The organism is Paenibacillus sp. J22R67 (assembly GCF_059692175.1).
The window spans coordinates 1-20614 of the sequence record NZ_JCAUAX010000006.1 but is presented as its reverse complement, the minus strand read 5'-3'; the positions used below and the strand labels follow the sequence as shown (position 1 = coordinate 20614).

Annotated in this window: 18 protein-coding genes; 3 read left to right on the top strand and 15 right to left on the bottom strand. The window is 51.1% G+C overall.

The window, feature by feature from the left end; all coding sequences use genetic code 11:
• Positions 1 to 263: 263 nt before the first annotated feature.
• A complete protein-coding gene (locus AC58VC_RS22180) occupies positions 264 to 1019 on the top strand; it encodes a C39 family peptidase (RefSeq protein ID WP_497371413.1) in 756 nt (251 codons plus the stop codon).
• A gap of 80 nt (positions 1020 to 1099) precedes the next feature.
• Here AC58VC_RS22180 and infC read toward each other — a convergent pair whose 3' ends face one another.
• Complete coding sequence (gene infC, locus AC58VC_RS22175; RefSeq protein ID WP_497371411.1) at positions 1100 to 1585, bottom strand: translation initiation factor IF-3; 486 nt, start codon at positions 1583 to 1585, stop codon at positions 1100 to 1102.
• An 85-nt stretch (positions 1586 to 1670) separates the two neighbouring features.
• Between infC and yxiS the strand changes: the two genes are divergently transcribed.
• Positions 1671 to 1979 carry a protein YxiS gene (gene yxiS / locus AC58VC_RS22170; RefSeq protein WP_161407985.1) on the top strand — a complete coding sequence of 103 codons (309 nt, stop codon included), beginning with the start codon at positions 1671 to 1673 and terminating at the stop codon, positions 1977 to 1979.
• Between the two features lie 14 nt (positions 1980 to 1993).
• On the opposite strand, the gene AC58VC_RS22165 is transcribed toward yxiS, so the two are convergent.
• The 9 genes from AC58VC_RS22165 to AC58VC_RS22125 form a co-directional block, all read right to left on the bottom strand.
• Complete coding sequence (locus AC58VC_RS22165) at positions 1994 to 3016, bottom strand: LLM class flavin-dependent oxidoreductase (protein WP_497371409.1); 1023 nt, start codon at positions 3014 to 3016, stop codon at positions 1994 to 1996.
• A gap of 197 nt (positions 3017 to 3213) precedes the next feature.
• Positions 3214 to 3918 carry a phosphatase PAP2 family protein gene (locus AC58VC_RS22160; RefSeq protein WP_497371407.1) on the bottom strand — a complete coding sequence of 235 codons (705 nt, stop codon included), beginning with the start codon at positions 3916 to 3918 and terminating at the stop codon, positions 3214 to 3216.
• A 42-nt stretch (positions 3919 to 3960) separates the two neighbouring features.
• Positions 3961 to 4626, bottom strand: a complete 666-nt coding sequence (locus tag AC58VC_RS22155) for a TVP38/TMEM64 family protein (RefSeq protein ID WP_497371405.1) — start codon at positions 4624 to 4626, stop codon at positions 3961 to 3963.
• A gap of 684 nt (positions 4627 to 5310) precedes the next feature.
• Positions 5311 to 6474 (bottom strand): YecA/YgfB family protein, encoded by a 1164-nt coding sequence (locus AC58VC_RS22150; RefSeq protein WP_497371403.1) that lies wholly within the window; start codon positions 6472 to 6474, stop codon positions 5311 to 5313.
• Between the two features lie 181 nt (positions 6475 to 6655).
• Positions 6656 to 7624, bottom strand: coding sequence for a formimidoylglutamase (gene hutG / locus AC58VC_RS22145; protein ID WP_497371401.1), 969 nt, complete (start codon positions 7622 to 7624; stop codon positions 6656 to 6658).
• Complete coding sequence (gene hutI, locus AC58VC_RS22140; protein WP_497371400.1) at positions 7621 to 8925, bottom strand: imidazolonepropionase; 1305 nt, start codon at positions 8923 to 8925, stop codon at positions 7621 to 7623. Before hutI ends, hutG begins: the two co-directional genes overlap by 4 nt.
• A 15-nt stretch (positions 8926 to 8940) precedes the next feature.
• A complete protein-coding gene (hutU, locus tag AC58VC_RS22135; RefSeq protein ID WP_497371398.1) occupies positions 8941 to 10614 on the bottom strand; it encodes a urocanate hydratase in 1674 nt (557 codons plus the stop codon).
• Positions 10615 to 10633: 19 nt separating this feature from the next.
• Positions 10634 to 12205, bottom strand: coding sequence for a histidine ammonia-lyase (gene hutH, locus AC58VC_RS22130; RefSeq protein ID WP_497372124.1), 1572 nt, complete (start codon positions 12203 to 12205; stop codon positions 10634 to 10636).
• 324 nt (positions 12206 to 12529) lie between these two features.
• Complete coding sequence (locus tag AC58VC_RS22125; RefSeq protein ID WP_497371396.1) at positions 12530 to 13381, bottom strand: sugar phosphate isomerase/epimerase family protein; 852 nt, start codon at positions 13379 to 13381, stop codon at positions 12530 to 12532.
• A gap of 158 nt (positions 13382 to 13539) precedes the next feature.
• Between AC58VC_RS22125 and AC58VC_RS22120 the strand changes: the two genes are divergently transcribed.
• Complete coding sequence (locus AC58VC_RS22120; protein ID WP_497371394.1) at positions 13540 to 14391, top strand: helix-turn-helix domain-containing protein; 852 nt, start codon at positions 13540 to 13542, stop codon at positions 14389 to 14391.
• Positions 14392 to 14697: 306 nt separating this feature from the next.
• Here AC58VC_RS22120 and AC58VC_RS22115 read toward each other — a convergent pair whose 3' ends face one another.
• The 5 genes from AC58VC_RS22115 to thiD all read right to left on the bottom strand — a co-directional run bounded on the left by AC58VC_RS22115 (position 14698) and on the right by thiD (position 20050).
• Positions 14698 to 15813, bottom strand: coding sequence for an aminopeptidase (locus AC58VC_RS22115; RefSeq protein WP_497371392.1), 1116 nt, complete (start codon positions 15811 to 15813; stop codon positions 14698 to 14700).
• Positions 15814 to 15834: 21 nt separating this feature from the next.
• Positions 15835 to 16437, bottom strand: coding sequence for an ArsR/SmtB family transcription factor (locus AC58VC_RS22110; protein WP_497371390.1), 603 nt, complete (start codon positions 16435 to 16437; stop codon positions 15835 to 15837).
• A 288-nt stretch (positions 16438 to 16725) separates the two neighbouring features.
• Entirely contained in the window at positions 16726 to 18513 is a 1788-nt protein-coding gene (gene thiC / locus AC58VC_RS22105) for a phosphomethylpyrimidine synthase ThiC (protein WP_497371388.1), read from the bottom strand.
• Between the two features lie 14 nt (positions 18514 to 18527).
• Positions 18528 to 19181 (bottom strand): thiamine phosphate synthase, encoded by a 654-nt coding sequence (thiE, locus tag AC58VC_RS22100; RefSeq protein WP_497371386.1) that lies wholly within the window; start codon positions 19179 to 19181, stop codon positions 18528 to 18530.
• The gene (thiD, locus tag AC58VC_RS22095) at positions 19178 to 20050 is read right to left on the bottom strand and encodes a bifunctional hydroxymethylpyrimidine kinase/phosphomethylpyrimidine kinase (protein WP_497371384.1); all 873 of its coding nucleotides are present in this window, start codon (positions 20048 to 20050) and stop codon (positions 19178 to 19180) included. Before thiD ends, thiE begins: the two co-directional genes overlap by 4 nt.
• Positions 20051 to 20614: the final 564 nt, after the last annotated feature.

Here is a 20614-nt window from a genome sequence, read left to right as displayed (position 1 = left end):
ATTTTTCACCATTTTACCCTATTGTATGAGTTTCTGCCTCACACGGTCATCCCTAGTCCTTATTTCATGCCATAAAATATTCGCAAGAACCTGTCCGCTTTCCTAGACTATGCCGATTAGCTATCCTTATATGTCACACAGTCTTCGTATTGCATTTCCAGTTTCTTCATGATGTAATGAGAAGATCGTGTTAGATCGTGCTAGATCGGAAGTGATTTCATATTAAAAAGTTTACATGCTGCCTGTTCGTTTTATGCTCTGTGATGTGCCTGGCACTGCCCAAGCCTACCGCGCCTGCTTTTGAAAAAGCTCTCCAAGCGACCGCTCCAAGACCGCCTGTCATCGTGCTCAGTGAGCCACTTCTGAATGCTCTTGTGCCGCTGCCATCTGCTGATGCTGATGCTGATGCTCCTGCTCCTGCTCCAGTGGAGCACCATTATCAGGTGCCTAATACCCCTGCCTTATCACAACTGCCAGAACTGCCCAATGGGTGTGAAGCCGTGGCGGCCACCATGCTGCTGAACTGGGCCGGGCTTCCTGTCACCAAAGAGGAAGTAGCTGACGCACTCCCTAGAGGCGAGATGCCTACAGAAAATGATGATGGGGCTTTTGTTGGCGGCAATCCAGAGGATGAGTTCGTCGGCAACCCTTATGAGGCGGGATATGGCATCTACCATAAGCCGGTGTATACCACAATGAACCAGCTTATGCCGGGGCGTTTCAAAGATATCACAGGTGCTTCCTTTGATGACTTGCTCCACACAATAGAAGTAGGCAAGCCAACAATGATATGGGCGACTGAACACATGGATACCCCTTATCTGGATCTGGAATGGCAAGATGAAGAGGATCGACTCGTAGAGTGGTATCAACCCGAACATGCCTTGCTGCTAACAGGTTGGGATGACGATTACGCCTATATGAACGACCCTATGACTGGACAGCAGGAAGCCTATGTTTTAAGCGATGTCAAACAGGTTTGGGAGCTGATGGGCTCGCAGGCCATTACCTTGAATTAAGCTGCTAACCCATTTTCCTGTGATCGAAAAAAACATGAACGTCCCTCCCAGATCAACGCGAAGGCACGTTCATGCTTTTGTTATAAAGGATTAAGCTGTACGGAAGCTTGCTTCCCGCTTAGCTGAATGCCCGTTTGTTTGCGTCCATATGCGCTTAAATCTTTGATCAAATCTTCAAGCAAAGCTTTGGCCTGAGCGCCTTCTTTGCCCGAAATCTTCACGACCAGCTGCACGGCATCTCCGCCTTGCAGCATCCGCATCGCCTGCTGGCGCTTCGTATCCAGATCATGATCCTCGATGTGCGGCGTTAATCGCAGCTCTTTGATCTTTGGGGCTTGCTCCCGCTTACGGACTTGCTGTTTCTCCTGCATCGCTTCCTGCTTAGCCTGGCCCGCTCCGATCAATTTGCACGGCGGCGGACTGCTCATGAGCGAAGTACAAACTAAGTCTACCTTCAGCTCCTTCGCCAGGAGCAGTGCTTCCTTCGTAGACATCACGCCTAGATCTTCACCCTGCATACCCGTGACATGCACTTCGGATGCTTTGATCTTCTCATTCTTAATCATTGTGATTGCACCTGATCTTTCGCTATAATGAACCCATCCGCCCTAAAAAGCTGAATAGGTAGTTGAAGGAGATGTTTACCCTAGTATGAATAACAAACAATTAGAAGAACAGATGATCGAAAACTATAAACGCGAGGAACATATGATGATTCTCGTCTTTGCCCAGTGGTGTATCAATCATGATTTGGACCCGGCAGCACTCTATCGTGCTGCTTATCCAGATCAGGAGGATAATGCCTCTCTGCAGCAAGCCCTCGATCTAACGGTTTCCAAAGAGGAAGCCGGCGAGGTCGCTGATAGCACCGTGTTAGGCGTGCTGTCCCTCTTTGGCAACGAAGACCTTGCTTTCATCGTGACGGAAGAAATCGATAAAAGAAATAAAAGAAGCCGTTAACCCCATGAAAGAAATCAGACTTTGAGTGCAGCGAGATCGAACGCTTCGGCCAGCAGTTCAATCGTCCGCTGCCTCGTCTCAGGCAGGTAACCACCCGCAACGACCATGACTTCATCCACTTGGTAGCTGCTCGCCAAGTTCAGCATCTGTTCCCGGACTTGCCCGGGATCGCCGATAATCATCCGGGACCGATTATCCCTTACTCGGGTTTGATCCCAATCCGAGTAAACATACTCAGCCGCTTCTTCAGGCGATTTCACTCCGGTGAACTCGCCTTTTTCCATTTGCAGAATGCGCAAATCGATGGAAGCGGCAAGTTCTTCTGCCTCTGCCTGCGTTTCAGCGCAGAGCACATAAATGCAGACCGTCGCCTGCGGCACGACATTCAGCGCGGAGGGCTTGAACGAGCTGCGGTAGCTGCGCACCGCTTGCTGTCCGCCTGCTCCGTTGATGAAGTGCGCGAAGCAGAACGCTGCTCCTGCTTGCGAGGCGTACACCCCGCTCTGCCCGGTGGAGCCGAGCAGCCACACCTGGGGCACTCCAGCCACCATAGGGGTGGCGCGGATGCCCTCGAACACATGACCGGGTTCCACCGAATCGGTGAGGAACCCGAGCAGATCCGTGACTTGCGCGGGGAACCGCTCAAGACCTTCGAACAGATCGGCGCTGACTCCTCTCAGCGCTTTGGCCGTATGCGGCGTGCCGCCAGGTGCACGCCCGATGCCGAGGTCGATGCGCCCCGGATAAAGCGCTTCGAGCATACGGAAGTTCTCAGCGACCTTGTAGGAACTGTAATGCGGCAGCAGCACGCCGCCTGAGCCGAGCCTTATGCGGTTTGTGCGTGCCGCCAGTGTGGACAGCAGCACCTCCGGGGACGAGCCGGCGAGACCCTGCGAGTTATGATGCTCCGACACCCAGAATCTCGTGTAGCCTAGACGATCAGCCAACTGCGCCAGCCGGATTGTTTGCTGCAGCGCGTCGCTATGCGTAAAACCGGAAGAAACCGGTGATTGATCAAGAATACTTAGTTTCAGCATAGTCATCCCTTCTTTCTGAGTCATCTGCCGATGGATTAATTATACAACGTCCTGGAAGCAAAAGAAAAAGGACGAACCCCTGGAAGGCGTTGTCCCCGATGTGAACTATGTCTTTAGTGCTCCTCTTACTTACTAAAAGTGTATGACTTTGGCAGCACTTTATGCCTTTCTTTTTTGTAAACAGGCCTCGCCTTCGTCTAAGCAGGCATGTTGTAGTCTGGCCGATTTGGCCGCCCCAACCTTTGCTGAGCACGGGTTCTGCGATCTGTGATACGGTTTATCGCCATGATGCATGCGGTCAGACTGGTGCCGCCTGCTGCGAATCCAGCTAGCACATCGCTGGGATAATGTACGCCTAAATAAATTCGGCTTAATCCAATACAAAGAATCAGTGCAACTGTCAGAACTGGTACCAGCCACGCTGCCTTCCATCCTCTGCGCACATTGATCCACACCAAATAACCTATTAATCCGTAAAATAAAATAGACACCATCGCATGCCCGCTAGGGAAGCTGAACCCTGTTTCCTCAATTAACCATGGTCCTGCAGGGCGTTCGCGTTCAATTAAACCTTTGATCACAATGTTAAGCCCCCACGTAGCCAGAACACCTATGAACAGCACAAGTGTCTCCCATCTCTGTTTAAGCTTAAACAACAAGATTGCAGCAACCACTAGGAAGACGATACTTTCTGCTTTTGCTTTTCCAAGTGTAGTAATCAATTTCACAGCAGGTGTTAGCCCGTCACTTCGAAGTGACTGAACGGCGCTGGCAATCCCTTCATCAAATGCTTGTAACCAACTGGACGATATGCTCTGCCATAAAATGATAAACCCAATTAGCAGCACACACGCCGCCCCGAAGCCCCAGAATAAGTCTTTGTATAATGTTTTCCTCTGCATATCTGATTTCTCCTCTGATGATAATCTAGATTCCCATGTTCGTTAGGCTTGGTTTCGATTGCGTACAGTCTGTCTTCTTTTCAAAAGCAACGGAATTAATGCAAATAGGACATACATCCCAACCGCTGCATAAAATTTACCAGATCCAATATCTTGCAGCGATGCGCCAAACACGTTATAGACCACTGCTCCTGGAATTATACCAATGAGCGTTCCCCATGTGTAGTCCCAAAAGCGGATTTTGGAAAGTCCTGCCCCGTAACTGACACCGTCAAACGGAAAAAAGGGCATCAAGCGCATGTACAACACAACCATAAACCCTTTCTCTTCGGCCTTCTGATCAAAAGATTGCAACTTCTTATTACGCAATATCCGTTGAAAGCCGTTTCTGCCCCATTTTCGCGTTATATAAAAAGAAAGCATCGCACCAGCACCCGCTCCAATGATATCGTAAACGGTCCCCCAAAAGGCGCCAAACACATAGCCCCCATACAGCGTCAACGGCGTTGCCGGAAACAGTATCAAGGGACGCAGCGTGTAAACAATGATGTACAAAAGCCCGCCAAGCGGACCTGAATTCCGCAGCCATTCCGTCATTCGGCTTAAGTCTAAGCGAGCCCATACACCGGTCCATTGCAGAACGAGCAAGCCCGCTGCAGCAACCAGAAACCATCCCACTAATAACCAAAGCGACTTTGAACGCGCCATGGGCTGCCTCCTTTCGGGCACTCTTTTATCTGATTTCCATCTTACAAAACCGACGAGGCAATATCAACAATTTGACGTTTCTGTTCAATGAGGGAGGCGTTGTTGCGACAACTAACGGGTAGTCTAAAGAGCTCTGAGCGAGATTGTGAGAGGATAACTGAACTACAGGGAGCTACTTGAGCGAAATGGGAGCATTTCAGTAACTAGCTAGAGAAACTAGAGCTCCCCTAAGTAGGTGGACTACTTGTAATTAACGCCAATTACTCCTGCTATTTTCCGCAATTCATGCAGATTTACCCAATTAACTGGAATTTATAATGCTAATTTCTCTAATATACCAAATTGGGGACGGCTACCGACGATTTAGATGGAGTTTCTACCGCTAATTCATTCCCTTCCACAGTACAGTGGAGAATAGCGGTAGTTTTTCCCTCTATTTCAGATATTGCGGAGTAATAGCTCGTTCCGTCTGTTGGAACGCATTGAGGAAATTAGCTACTCTATGAATGTTTTTCAGCGTTAAAGTGGCAGTGGTGCGTGTAGCGGATGTTCGATATTGGTCAAACAGAGGATCATAGTTGCCCACTGGATCTCCCTAACACAAAAAAACCGCCAAGACATATTGTCTTGACGGTTGACGGTTTAGCGGCTATTGAGCCAGGTTAAGGTTACTAATCGAAATGATTAACCCGCACAGCACTTCTTAAACTTCTTACCGCTTCCGCATGTGCAAGGGTCGTTCCTGCCTACCTTCGCGCGCGTTTTCATGTCAATGACATCCGCCTGGGCATAAGGTTTCTGGAGCACTGCCAGAGGTTTGGCAGGGGCTAGCTCACTTGGTGAATAGCCCTTGAGAAACCATTGTCTTGTCGTATTATTCAGAGCTGAAATGTGATTCATAAAGCTCTTTGTCAGCTCTAGGTCATTGATTTCAAGATCCTGTTGGATCGATTGAAGCAGAAAGCCCGGAGTTGCTCCATTACGGATATGATCTACACAATCTTCTACGATAAAGTCTGCCTCTTCATACGAAATCGTATAGTTTTTGCGAATGAAGTCTACAAACGCTTTGTGTGCCGGAGTACGATCTACAAATTCTTGCTCCCCAGCAGCTAGAAGCTGCTCTTTGGTGAATGGATACAGGGAGACACTCAATCGAGACTCCTGCTCCTGCTGCACTTGTTTCGGATTGTTCAACAGGACGTTATGATAGCCCCTGGAGTCCGGCATAATTTGCATATAGAACAGAATCGAATCCTCTACAACTGCTAAGTATTCATTCGGGTACAATTTTGTCCCCATATAGCTTTCAACGAGTCCAAACAGCTCTTCCTTGCTGAGATGGCCATAGTAATACAAAAGGCCGTTCGTGAGCTTAATCCATTCCGCATTTCTTTGAAACTTCTCGCGGAAGTATTTGTAATCCAGCTTCTGAAAGCTTTCACGCACTTCCTGAGGCATGGCTATGGCAGGTATCCCATTGTGCATGCCAGCGAAAAGCAGTCCCCGCTCCGTGAAATAAGAAATCTGATCAACATCAATCATCGTACTTGGGGCAACACCGCCGCGCCCAGCAATTTGTTTCATAATTTGATAGCGTTTGTCATCGAATTTATGAAATAGATTGGGCAGCGTGTTTGGAATATGCTCCACCAATGCAATAGCTAAATCCTGTTTTTTTAATGTGCTTACACCTTTAATCTCCAAATTAGTCCGAATTTCCGTAAGATCGCCTTTCGTTAATCGAACAAGACAGTCAGCGAGTGAAAGCGGAATTGTAAGCTCGGGTCCAAACTCCTCCCCTACATAAGCCTCATTCTGATTTTTGGCGCTCTTGCGCTTGTCCATTTTCTTCATCCTTTCCGAAAAGAAAAACAACTTCAACTTTTAATGACATCCTATCATTGTACAATTTATCAGGCGTTTGGGATAGCGTTTCCCACTAGTTTCCATAAAGGTTTACGAATTAGCCATAAAAAAGACACCCGCCAACCTATTGGCAAGTGCCTCACAAAACCTTATAAAGTAGTTAAACCGGCCGCAAGGCCACTCCCGCCAGGAAGCTGAGCATGAACTGCACCGCAAGGCGCGAAGTCACATTCCGCACGTCAACAGTTGGATCGATGCAGACAAAATCCAACCCCTGCACCTTCGGAAGCGCTCCTAAGCGATGAAGGGCATCCATGGCGTCCCACGGGTGCATCCCGCCAGTGCCGATCGCCGGACAGCCCGGCGCATAGGCCTGGTCGATCACATCTACATCAAAACTCACGTACAGTACATCCGTATCTTTCCCAGCAAGCTGAATCGCCTCACCAAGTACGGCGTCAATCCCCATGCGTCTTACATCCCGTGAGGTATACACGTGCACGCCTTTGCTTATCACATAGTCATGATACGGCTTAGAGTTCATAAACCCCCGGATTCCGATTTGCACGATGTTAGGTCCGTGAACCACACCCGACTCCAGGATGCCGCGAAACGGCGTACCGTTGGTCACCCCGCCATCCTCGAAGTTGCGCACATCATGGTGCGCATCAAAGTGGATGATGCCTACCTTCTGGCCTGGATATCGGCCAGCAAAGGCTTTGATCGACGGATAGCTCGTCGAATGATCGCCGCCGACAATAATCGGGATCAGATTAGGCTGCTCCGTGTACAGAGACCGAAGACTCTCCTCAATACGGCGATGGCATTCCGCGATGTCGGTCACATGCATCTGGATATCGCCGAGGTCACGGACAGCCAAATCCTGCAAATCGACCCCATATTCCATCGAATAGGTCGTAAATGACTTGAATGCCGCGCGAACCGCGGCAGGAGTCGTCGAAGCGCCTGAATGCGAGATCGACGACTTGGATAAAGGGACGCCAACGATCCCTGCGAGAAGCTCCTCGTGACCGTTCCATGGACGAATCCACCCAGCTACTTTGGTTTCCATATGATCACGGAACGCAGCTTGATCGGGTGATTTCAAAAAAGGAATTTCGTGGCTCATACGACTTCCACCTCTCCTTCAGTCGCCCTCACAAGCATGCGGTTCCATACGACCATTTCCCCATTTTTCATCACGCCGTAGGTGTGATTAATCCCAAAATGATACGGCAGATACGCGATATTAGGCGCATCGAAAATCGTTAGATCCGCGCGTTTGCCCACCTCAATCGATCCGATATCGTCCCCGCGCCCCAGCGCATTCGCCGCGTTGATCGTGCAGGCGGTCAGAATTTCCTCTGGGGTCATTTTCAAGTTAAGCGACGCCAGCATCATGATGAGCTGAATCGACTCTGTCGGACAGGAACCCGGGTTATAATCCGTGGACAGAGCCACCGGCAGGTCGTACTTGTCTATCATGTCACGCGCGCGCGCATGCGTGGCTAGGCCGAGATTGAACGATGTGCCCGGAAGCAGCACCGGAATAACGCCGCTCGCGGCAAGCGCTGCAAGTCCTTTATCCGTTGCAGTCAGCAGATGCTCAGCGGATATCGCCCCTACCTCTCCCGCCAACTCGGCACCACCGAGCGGCACGATTTCATCCGCGTGGATCTTCGAGCGCAGTCCTAGACGCTGTGCTTCCATTAAGATACGGCGCGACTCCTCAACAGAGAAAACGCCCGCCTCACAAAACACGTCGCAAAACTCCGCAAGGCCCTCCTCGGCCACTTTGGGCAGCATAACGTTCACTAGATAATCAACGAAGGCCTCGCTGCGACCTTTAAATTCCTCCGGCACCGCATGCGCTCCCATAAATGTCGATACGACATCAACAGCATGTGTCGCATTCAAGCGCTTGGCAACACGCAACTGCTTTAATTCCGCTTCTAAGGATAAACCGTAGCCACTCTTTGCTTCAACGGTTGTAACACCATTCAGAAGCATTTCATCGAGACTGCGACGCGCCTTCTCATACAGCTCCTGCTCACTTGCCGCACGTGTGGATTTCACGGTATGAAGGATGCCTCCCCCCTGCGCTAAAATGTCCAAATACGGGACTCCAGACCGTTTTAACACCAGCTCATGCTCACGGGAGCCCCCATGCACCAGATGCGTATGCGGATCAATAAGACCCGGTGTGACTAGCCGTCCGCCGACGTCCATCGTCACCGCAATTTCACTCCCTGCAAGCTGCTCCTGAATCTCATTCGCGGGTCCGAACCAAACAATTCTCCCCTGCTTGATGGCGATCACTGCATCTTTGATCTCGCCTACCTCTTTCATGTACTGTCCGCAGCGTGGCCTATTTCCCTGCGGGGTCACCAAACTACTAATACCGGTGAGGAGCAAATCAACTCGTTCCATCCTCGCTCCTCCTTCCTAACCCTGCTCGCGCATCGGGATGCGGATGCCGTGTTTCTCCGCCGTTTCGACCGCTTCGTCATAACCGGCATCCACATGGCGGATAACGCCCATGCCAGGGTCAGAGGTCAGTACGCTGCGCAGTCTCTCTGCCGCTGCCTCTGTACCATCCGCCACCACGACCATGCCTGCGTGAAGCGAATAACCCATGCCTACGCCGCCGCCATGGTGGATAGAAACCCAAGAGGCGCCTGCTGACGTGTTGATTAATGCATTCAATATCGCCCAGTCGCCAACAGCATCAGAGCCGTCCTTCATCGCTTCCGTTTCACGATTCGGCGACGCGACGGAACCGCAGTCCAGATGATCGCGGCCAATTACAATTGGCGCCTTCAGCTCTCCGCTCCGGACCATCTCGTTAAGCGCGAGGCCGAATTTCTCGCGCTCGCCATAACCCAGCCAGCAAATCCTCGCCGGCAGCCCTTGGAAGGCGACGCGTTCACCCGCCATTTTAATCCAACGATGCAAGTGGGCGTTATCCGGGAAGAGGCGCAGCACAAGCTCGTCGGTTTTGCGAATGTCCTCTGGATCGCCGGAAAGTGCTACCCAGCGGAAAGGCCCTTTGCCTTCACAGAACAGCGGCCTGATATACGCAGGAACGAAGCCCGGGAAATCAAAAGCAGTAGCTACGCCTTGATCGAACGCAACCTGACGAATGTTGTTGCCATAATCGAATACAATGGAACCCATCTTTTGCAGATCGAGCATCGCTTGCACATGCACGGCGATGCTGTTTTTGGAAAGCTGCACGTACGTTTCAGGGTCGCGCTGCCGGATCTCGGCTGCTTCCTCAAGCGTCATGCCAGCCGGGATATAACCGATTAGCGGATCATGAGCCGAAGTCTGATCCGTTACAAAATGCGGCTTAATCCCGCGACGCACAAATTCCGGATACACCTCTGATGCGTTGCCCAGAAGTCCTATAGCGAGCGGCTTCCCAGCTTCCATCGCTTTCTCGGCGAGGAGAAGCGCTTCATCCAACGTTTCTGCGAGCACATCGCAATAGCGGGTCTGAATGCGGCGCTCGATCCGGGTACGATCGACCTCAACGGCGATGACGACTCCCTCATTCATCGTGACGGCTAATGGCTGTGCCCCGCCCATGCCGCCAAGACCCGCTGTCAAGGTCAATGTGCCTTGCAAAGTCCCCCCAGTATGCTGTCTGGCCGCTTCAGCGAATGTTTCGAAGGTGCCTTGCAGAATGCCCTGCGTGCCGATGTAAATCCAGCTGCCCGCCGTCATTTGCCCGTACATCATCAATCCCTTCGCTTCCAGCTCGCGGAAATGCTCCCAATTCGCCCATTTGGGCACGAGCACCGAATTAGACAGCAGCACGCGGGGTGCTCGTTCATGGGTTTTGAAAACACCTACTGGCTTGCCCGATTGGATGAGCAAGGTTTCATCGTTGTCCAAAAGCTGGAGCTCACGCACAATAGCGTCAAACGCCGGCCAATTTCGTGCTGCTTTGCCGATACCACCATATACCACAAGATCCTCCGGGCGCTCTGCGACCTCAGGGTCCAGATTGTTCATCAGCATACGCATCGCCGCTTCCTGCACCCAGCCTTTGCAGGATAAATCTGTGCCCCGAGGGGCGCGGATTACTCTTTTCATGTGGTTAGTATTCGTCATATCAGCATCTCCTTTGATTTTAAAATAACGAACCGGTAACTGCCTCAACTGCTTGCAGCCATTCGCCTTCTAGTAGCGCAGAAGCTACTTCCTCAATCTCACGAGAAGTGGAGCGATCCTCTATAACGGGCGGAACGACCGCTCGCAGTTTGTCATACAACACACGAGTCGCGGGGGCAAGCCCTTCCGCCCCAAGGAATTCAGCGGCTTCAGCTGCGCAGATGAGTTCGATCGCCAGCACCTTCGACACATTGTCAATCACCTGAGCCGCATGGCGCGCTGCCGTTGTCCCCATCGACACATGGTCCTCCTGATTCGCCGAAGACGGGATGGAATCCACGCTGGAAGGGTGTGCAAGCACTTTATTCTCCGAAACGAGCGACGCACTGACATACTGTGTAATCATCATACCGGAGCCAACTCCGGGGTTATGACTGAGAAAAGCAGGCAGTCCGCCGGATAACGCCGGATTCACCAGCCGCTCTGTGCGGCGCTCCGATATGTTCGCAAGCTCACTCATTCCGATTTTCAGAAAATCCATCGCAAAAGCAATCGGCTGCCCATGGAAATTGCCTCCCGAGATAACAAGCCCCTTATCCACGAATAATAATGGATTATCTGTCGCTGAATTAATCTCTATGGCGATCTTATCTCCCGCATAACCAAGAACTTGGCGCGTCGCACCATGAACCTGCGGCAAGCAGCGCAAAGAATAGGCATCCTGCACGCGGATCTCACCCTGGCGCGTCGTCAGCTTGCTGCCTTGCAGCAGCGTACGCAGGTTGCCTGCTACCCCGATCTGCTCCGGATAAGGGCGTACACGCTGTACTTCATCGGCAAAAGCATCCGGGATACCGCGCAAGCACTCCACAGTCATCGCTGCGATGACGTCGGCGATCCGTGCGAGACGCTCCGCTTTGACGAAGGCTAGCGTGCCGATCGAGGCCATAATTTGCGTGCCGTTGATTAAGGCAAGCCCTTCTTTCGCCTGAAGCGTAATCGGCTTCAGGCCTGCTTTGTCCAGCGCTAACGCGCCCGGCAGGCGCTGCCCTTGGTAGATGGCCTCGCCCTCGCCCATCAGCACGAGCGCCAGATGAGACAGCGGCGCCAAGTCTCCACTAGCGCCTAGCGAGCCCTGCTCCGGCACAATGGGATGCACGCCGCAATTGATGCAATCAACCAGCAGCTGCAGCGTTTCCAGCCGGATGCCGGAGTGTCCTTTGGCCAGCGCGTTTGCGCGCAGCAGCATCAACGCCCGCACGGTCGGTTCCGGCAGCGGCCTGCCCACTGCGCACGCATGGCTGCGGATCAGATTGAGCTGCAGCTGCACCGCGTCTTGCGGGGAAATGCGCACATCGCTGAATTTCCCGAAGCCCGTCGTGACGCCATAAACCACTTGGCCTGTCGCGACTAGCTCCTCCACCATAGCGCGGCACTTCACCACGCGCTTCATAGCTTCATCCTCCAGTGCCACAGGCGTTCCCTCGTAAGCAACGGCGGCCACTAAGGCCGGCGTTAACTGTTCACCATCTAATTTCACAGGAGTCTTACCTCCTCCGTCATCTTGTTGCTGCTTTTCTTTATATACCATCGCCATGTCTAATCAGATCCTTTCTCGCTTTAACAAAAGAAAGGGACCGTACGGAAGATGTTCTCTTCCATACGGTCCCTTTTTTAAAAAAGAGGGTTCTATGCGATTGTCCGGTATCCTGCTCCAGCCGATCCATCATCGCGCTCACTCACTTTTTGAATTATTTTGTTGTTATGCCTTTTGTTTTATTGTACCTTCCCTTATTGTCACACGGGGGTTTGCAGACTGTCAATATGGCTCATTACCCAAATGCTGGCATCCATGCAAAAAAAGCCCCACGCACCTTAGCCGAAGCCTTAGCGAGTGGGGCTTTGTCTTAATAACTTATGCCAACCATTCTTTCACTTTGGAAGAGAAATTGCTTAGCATCTCTTGCGAGCCGTATTGACTGCTGAAATCTTCGATTCCGAGGTAGCCGTCGTAGCCAACTGCTTTCAGATCAGCAAGCAGCTGTTTCCAATTCACGATACCTGCGTCAATCGGTGCCCACTCGCTTTTCCAAAGCTTAATGCCGTCTTGTGTTTCACCTGTCGGTATCCATTGCGCATTTTTCACATGTACGTGAGCAAGGTATGGCCCTAACAGCTCAAGACCCATGCGGTAGTTCTCGTAGCCTTCATGCACCATGTTGCCTGCATCATGCAGCACGCCGATGTGGTCTGGATTAAACTGCGAAACTAGGCGATGAGACAACCCTGCGCTCGGAGTAATCGTATTATGGTGGATTTCAGCCAGAGCTTTGATGCCATATTGCTGGGAAAACTCTTGCACATGGTGCAAATAGTCCGTAGCTTTTGCAAACAAATCGTTATAGTTTACGCTTTTATCATAATTAGGAACTCCACAACGGATGAATGACGCTCCTACTTTTTTCGCGGCTTTAAACACATTCTCAGTCTCATCAACATTACAGTTATTTAAATATGGAGTAACGCTTAAATTTACTAGGTTATTGTTAACGGCAATGAGTCTGAAACGCTCCAGCTCTTCATCAGAAGCACTTGGGTCAATGGAGCAAAGGTTATTACGCCAGAAAGACGGCTTCTCGTTCGCCACTTCCGCAGGAGTATCTTTAAAACGCCATTCAATCCCTTCAATACCGGCTGCGTTGGCCGCTTTTGCCAGTTCCTCAGGTGTTAAGTCAGGTGTTGCAACAGTAAAAATAGACAATTTCATATTGAATCCTCCTTAGAGTATCGATCATCGTTGTAGAAGTAAAATAGCTTGTTTGTTTAACTCTTCTTTATTTTGCAGTATAATAAAAACGTATTCATTGCATTAATTGGGCAAAAGTTTGCTAATATTGACTCCAGTTTAATAGAGGAGAGCCTCTCATGCAGGATCTATACCAAAATCTTCATCAGATGATCAATTTCCGGCATACCGTGACGAATGAACCGCGTCCAATGGATTTTCATCAGCATCAAGATCAATATGAAATCTATTTTTTCCTAACCGGGGATGTACACTATTTTATCGAAAAGCAAATCTATCATTTGCAGTATGGCGATCTATTGATTATGCACAGCAACGAGCTTCACAGGCCTAATTTCCAATCCAAAAAACAGCGGTATGAGAACTGCGTCATCCACTTTAATCCTACGCTGCTCGCAAACATAAATTCTTCGCAGTTTGATTTGCTGCACTGCTTCAATAACCGCAAGTTCGGTGAACAAAATCGGATGCGTCTGAATCCCCAGCAAATAGACGACTTCTTGAAGATATTCGAGCGTATGGAGATGTACACGCGCCCTCAGGCGTTGCCTGGATCGGACATTTTGTTTGTGGCTGCTTTTACCGAGCTGCTGGTGTTTATTAACAGGATCTTCCTCAATCAAGGCAAACAGGATGATCAGGTCATGATTCCTGACAAGCTGTCTTCCCTTTTTACGTATATTGATGAAAATCTGGATCAGGATCTGTCGCTCGAAGTGCTTGAGCATGTTGTGTTTATGAATCGCTCCTATCTTTGCCGTTTATTCAAGAAACATACGGGCAGCACCATTCATGAGCATATTCTATTTAAGCGCATTAACAAAGCGAAGCAGCTGCTCCGCGAAGGTTCTACCGTTACGGATACATGCCAGTTGGCCGGATTTAATGACTACTCTAACTTCATCCGCACCTTCAAAAAAGCGGTCGGCCTTCCTCCGCGTCAGTATCAGGCGCAGCAGCGGCGGGGTTGATCGTGTACGCAGCATCAGCATGTGGCCCCAGTCGTGGACTGGGGCTGCTTGTTTCTCACCTTGGGATGAGAAACATCGTTACCTTCTTCGCACACATCTGTATCATGCACTACTGCCACTTTAACGCTGATAAATACTCTTAGAGTAGCTAGTTCTCCTCATCATGCCTACGTTAACGTTGTTTAACAACGTTAACCCAGTCACACATCCCACCAAGCTACCTAAACGCCGCCACAAGAACAAAAACAAAAAAGCCCCCACATCCCCCACACAGCGTGCAGGATCAAGAGGGCTTCATCACTCAAATTACTTCAAATTCTCCGGGTTCAGCTGCAATAGCTCAGGCAGAACGAAAATGCCATCCTTACGAATCAGCACATCATCAAACCAAATCTCGCCGCCGCCATATTCCGGACGTTGGATGTTCACGATATCCCAGTGCAGCGAGGACTTGTTGCCGTTGTAAGCATCGTCGTAGCAGTTGCCTGGCGTGAAGTGGAAGCTGCCATCGATTTTCTCATCGAACAACGTATCCTTCATTGGATGTTGGATATAAGGATTCACGCCGATCGCGAACTCCCCAATATAACGTGCGCCTTCGTCCATATCGAAAATCTCATTAATGCGATCCGTATCGTTCGCCGTCGCTTTAATGATTTTACCATTTTCAAATTCAAGCACGATGTTTTCGAAAATAAAGCCGTCATGCGGAGTAGGCGTATTGTAGGAAATAATGCCGTTCACCGAATCACGAACCGGTGCGGAGTAAACTTCGCCATCCGGAATGTTCAATTCGCCGTCGCACTTCACGCCGCCGATTCCTTTGATTGAGAACGTCAAATCCGTTCCAGGACCAACCAGACGCACTTTATCCGTGCGATCCATGAGCTCTTTCAACGCGTCCATCGCTTTGGACATTTTGCCGTAGTCCATCGTACAAACATTGAAGTAGAACTCTTCGAAAGCATCTGTGCTCATGCTAGCCAGCTGTGCCATAGAAGAAGTCGGGTAACGAAGAACGACCCATCTTGTATCCTTTATACGAACATCGAAATGAACTTGTTGATAGTAGATGGAATTATAAAGCTTCATCCGGTCGGCTGGGATATCCGATAGCTCATAAATGTTAGCTCCGCCGCGCACGCCAATGTAGCCTTGCATTTTCTTCATTTGGAAAGCATCCACATCCGCCCAAGTTTGCATCTGAGCTTCTGTTCCTTCCATAACGAGCTGGCGAATTACCGCATGATCTCGTACGTTTACGTAAGGATGAGCGCCGGCTGCGTGAACTTTTTTCACAAGCTCTTTGACAAGCGCGTTATCGATGCCATAAGCTTCGATCAAAATATTTTCTCCAGGCTGCGCTTTAACCGAGTAATTCACAAGCACATCAGCTAGTTTCGTTATTCTTGGATCTAACATGTTTATCTCTCCTCTACTTCTCTACTTCTTTACTTCATCCACGGGGTCAAAAGACGGCTCATTCGTCTGGAAGCCGACTGTCGTTAAATAAAACCATTCCCCGTTCTCTTCCTGCTGAGAATCCAGTTCAAAAATAAGGGCGCGAAACTTCCGAAGCCATTCCGCATATTTTTCCTTGCTCATTTTGACTTCGACCTGCGTCATAATGATTGGCCAATGCGCACGGTCAGCAGATGGAATCTGAAACGCCTCTTCCGGGGCATTAATCGCTCTGCGTCTGGCACGTGCGAGTACGCTCAACGTTCTCTCACGGTAGTAGTTCTCTACCTCGGAAACATAGGGGAGCAGCGCTTCACTAGGCACAAAGCCACGCGCGACGGCTCGGTAAAATTTTTGTACGATACCATTTTTGAGCTCCGTACGTACGACCGAAATCAAGCCATGCTTTTCCAACTCATTCAAATGATAGTGTACTTTAGCACGCGCCATTCCTAGTAGTTTAGCCAATTGTTGGCCGGTATACGCTTTCTCAATGAGATAAAGCAGCACCTTGGCGCGCAGTGGATCACTAATCGTTTTTAGTTGTTCTAACTCTTCAATAATATAAACCGGTTGCAGCTTCATCCTGGATTCGACCTCCCTCTTATGTACCAATTTTGCCGTGTAAACAAGCGTCTGTTGGTCAACTCTTAATCTCTTACGAGATTAATTAAACGACGGTCAAATCTTTTTAACCGTATCATAATGCGAAAAGGAAATCATGTCAATTGCCGTTTCTGCATGGCTCATGGACAACCCCCTCACTTAAATGTTTCAACGCGTTAACGAATTACCGAAGTTAAGCTTTATTCTCTATGGTAGCAAAAAGGGACGTTTCTGTCACCAAGAAAGGTGGAAACGTCCCATAATTATTTAGCTATAGATCTGGCTTCCTGCTTCACGGAACTCTTTGGACTTCTCCTGCATCCCGCTGCTTAGTGCGACTGCTTCATCCAACCCCTGTGCATGCGCGTATTGCCTGATATCCTGCGTAATTCTCATGGAACAAAACTTCGGTCCACACATGGAACAAAAGTGTGCCGTTTTCGCGCCTTCAGCCGGCAGCGTCTCATCGTGATACTCGACCGCTCGCTCCGGATCGAGCGAGAGATTGAACTGATCGCGCCAGCGGAACTCAAAGCGCGCCTTCGACAGCGCGTTGTCGCGAATTTGCGCGCCAGGGTGCCCTTTGGCAAGATCGGCGGCATGCGCAGCGATCTTGTACGTGACAACACCAACACGGACGTCCTCTTTGTTCGGGAGGCCAAGATGCTCCTTCGGCGTCACATAACACAACATCGCCGTGCCGAACGAACCGATCATCGCCGCTCCTATGGCAGAGGTGATGTGGTCGTAGCCCGGCGCAATATCCGTCGTCAGCGGCCCTAGCGTGTAGAATGGCGCCTCATCGCAGATTTCCAGCTGACGGTCCATGTTTTCCTTGATCAAGTGCATCGGCACATGACCAGGCCCTTCAACCATCACTTGGACGTCATGGCGCCAAGCGATTTTGGTCAGTTCGCCGAGCGTATCCAATTCGGCGAATTGCGCCTCGTCGTTCGCATCCGCGATCGAACCGGGACGCAGCCCATCGCCGAGGGAGAAGGCGACGTCGTAGGCTTTCATAATTTCGCATATCTCTTCAAAATGCGTATACAGGAAGTTCTCTTGGTGATGTGCCAAGCACCATGCCGCCATAATCGATCCTCCGCGAGACACGATACCTGTCACACGCTGAGCCGTCATTGGGATGTACCGCAGCAGTACACCAGCATGAATCGTGAAATAGCTGACCCCTTGCTCCGCCTGCTCAATCAATGTATCCCGATATACTTCCCAGGAGAGGTCCTCGGCTTTGCCGTTTACTTTTTCAAGCGCTTGGTATAAAGGCACCGTACCTACTGGAACCGGTGAATTGCGGATAATCCATTCGCGTGTTGTATGTATGTTTTTGCCTGTCGATAAATCCATGATCGTATCTGCGCCCCAGCGGGTGGCCCACGTCATTTTCTCCACCTCTTCCTCAATGGAAGAAGCGACAGCGGAATTACCAATGTTCGCATTGATTTTTACCAGAAAGTTTCGTCCGATGATCATAGGCTCGCTTTCCGGGTGATTAATATTAGAAGGAATAATGGCGCGGCCTAGCGCGACCTCTTTGCGCACAAACTCGCTATCTAGATTCTCGCGAATCGCAATGTACTCCATCTCAGGCGTTACGATGCCTTTGCGGGCGTAGTGCATCTGTGTCACGTTGGCGCCTTTTATAGCACGGAGCGGTCTCCTGTGCAGGCCTGGGAATACTTCCGCCGCCCCTCGTGCATCCGGTGAGGAGAGTCCGTTATCTTCCGGCTTTACTTCACGTCCATCATAGGCTTCTACGTCCCCGCGTTCCTCAATCCATGACAAGCGATTAGCCGGCAGCCCTTGGCGAATATTGGTATTTATTTCCATATCCGTATAAATACCGCTTGTATCATAAACATGTACAGGCTCATTCCCTACTTCGTCGCCGTGAATATTCGTGGAAGTCCCGAGCGAAATTTCCCTCACAGGTACTTGGATATCCGGTCTGGACCCTTGTACATACACCTTTTTACTGCCAGGAAATGCAGAAACTTGAACGTCTTTCACGGGGTTGCTGTTATTGCTTGTTATCACATCATGACCTCCTTCTAAATGGTTTTTGTTAAAATGCGGGCCAGTTCCGACGCTGCCTCCTTCGGGGAGCGCGCGCCAGCGATCGCGCTCACAACGGCTACGCCATCCGCTCCAGCGCGGATGACGGATGAGGCATTCGTGGCATCGATGCCCCCGATGCCAACCAAAGGCAGCCGGATGCCGCCATCGCGCATCCGGGCAATCATGGCAGGCCCCTGGACCTCACGCGCATCGAGCTTCGTGCGTGTGGCGTATTGGGGGCCTACACCCAGGTAGTCGGCGCCTTCGGCCAGCGCCGACTGCGCCTCCGTTAGATCGTGGGCTGACACGCCCACGATCATAGGCTTCAGCCGCTGCCGCACGGCGGCGGCTGGAGCGTCCTCTTGGCCGATGTGAATACCATCGGCCTCCAGCTCTAGAGCAAGCCTTTCATCATCGTTGACGATGAAAGGGATCTGGTGCTGCGCGCACAAGCGGCGCAGCCGGGTGCCCAACTCGAGCAGCGCCGGCCCTTGCAGGGCGCCGGCGCCTTTCTCGCGGAGCTGAAACATCGTGATGCCGCCGGCAATCGCCGCCTCCAGCACCGCATAAGGGTCAGCCCCTCCGCAGTTCGGGCTGCCCATCACCAAATACAATCGCAGCGCTTTGCGCAGTTCTTCGCTATTCATCGCGTCCCTCCAGCATAAACATCATGGCTCACAATGATGGTATTGGAGGCAGTAGTGGTGCTGTCTAGCCTTTGCGCGCGTTGATACGCCCAATGGTTCGTAGGCCCATGACCGCTTCCAATGTTCAGTGGTTCAGCAATAGCGGCTTGGATGAAATTTTTGGCCAAATGTAGAGATTCAGAAGCTGGCAGACCCTGCGCTAGCCCAGAAGTGACGGCCGCAGCAAACGTGCAGCCCGTACCATGCGTATGCGGTGTATGTAGACGCCGGGAAGAAAACTCAGTGAATGACTTCCCATCATAAAGCAGGTCCGTAGCGTACACCGTATCCGCTTCATGACCACCTTTGATCATCACATACTGACAGCCGTATGCATGAATTCTTCTTGCTGCTTGCTGACGCGACTCGCTATCCGTGATGGATATTCCACTAAGTGCCTCCGCTTCCGGAATGTTCGGTGTGACCACATCAGCCAGTGGCAGCAGGTGCTCAATCATGGCGTCTATCGCTTCTTGCTGAAGCAAAGAGGCGCCTCCTTTGGCAATCATGACGGGATCAACGACAATACGCTCCCATTTGTAGCTTTTTATCGCCGATGCTACGATTTGGATAATTTCAGAGGAGAACAGCATCCCGGTTTTGAGCGCATCTGGACGCAAATCAGCGCCAATAGACGCTAGCTGCTGCTCCACTGCTGCTCCGCTCATCGGGTACACACCTTGAACGCCAAGCGTATTCTGCGCTGTTACGGCAGTAATCACCGACATGCCATAGACGCCCAGCTCTTGGAACGTCTTAAGATCAGCCTGGATTCCTGCTCCCCCTCCGCTATCGGAGCCCGCGATCGTCAACGCTTTATAAATGGCCATTTGGCTCCCTCCTTCGAATAGTTAAAAACTTAGGTCCATTAGCGCCGTGCGGCTGAAACGGCCTTTTCCGACCGCTCGTTGACGGCAGCGCCGGGTTTCCAACCCGAGGCGGCCTTTTCGCCTCTCTCGAGCGTGCTTATTCGCCCGTTACTCACCGCCGTGCGGTTGAGACGGCCTTTTCCGACCGCTCGTTGACGGCAGCGCCGGGTTTCCAACCCGAGGCGGCCTTTCGTCTCTCTCGAGCGTGCTTATTCGCCCGTTACTCACCGCCGTGCTGATGAGACGGCCTTTTCCGACCGCTCGTTGGCGGCAGCGCCGGGTTTCCAACCCGAGGCGGCCTTTTCGCCTCTCTCGAGCGTGCTTATTCGCCCGTTACTCACCGCCTTGCGGTTGAGGCGGCCTTTTCGCCTCTCTGGAGTGTGCTTATTTGCCCGTTACTCCCCGCCGTGCGGCTGAGACGGCCTTTTCCGACCGCTCGTTGACGGCAGCGCCGGGTTTCCAACCCGAGGCGGCCTTTTCGCCTCTCTCGAGCGTGCTTATTCGCCCGTTACTCACCGCCGTGCG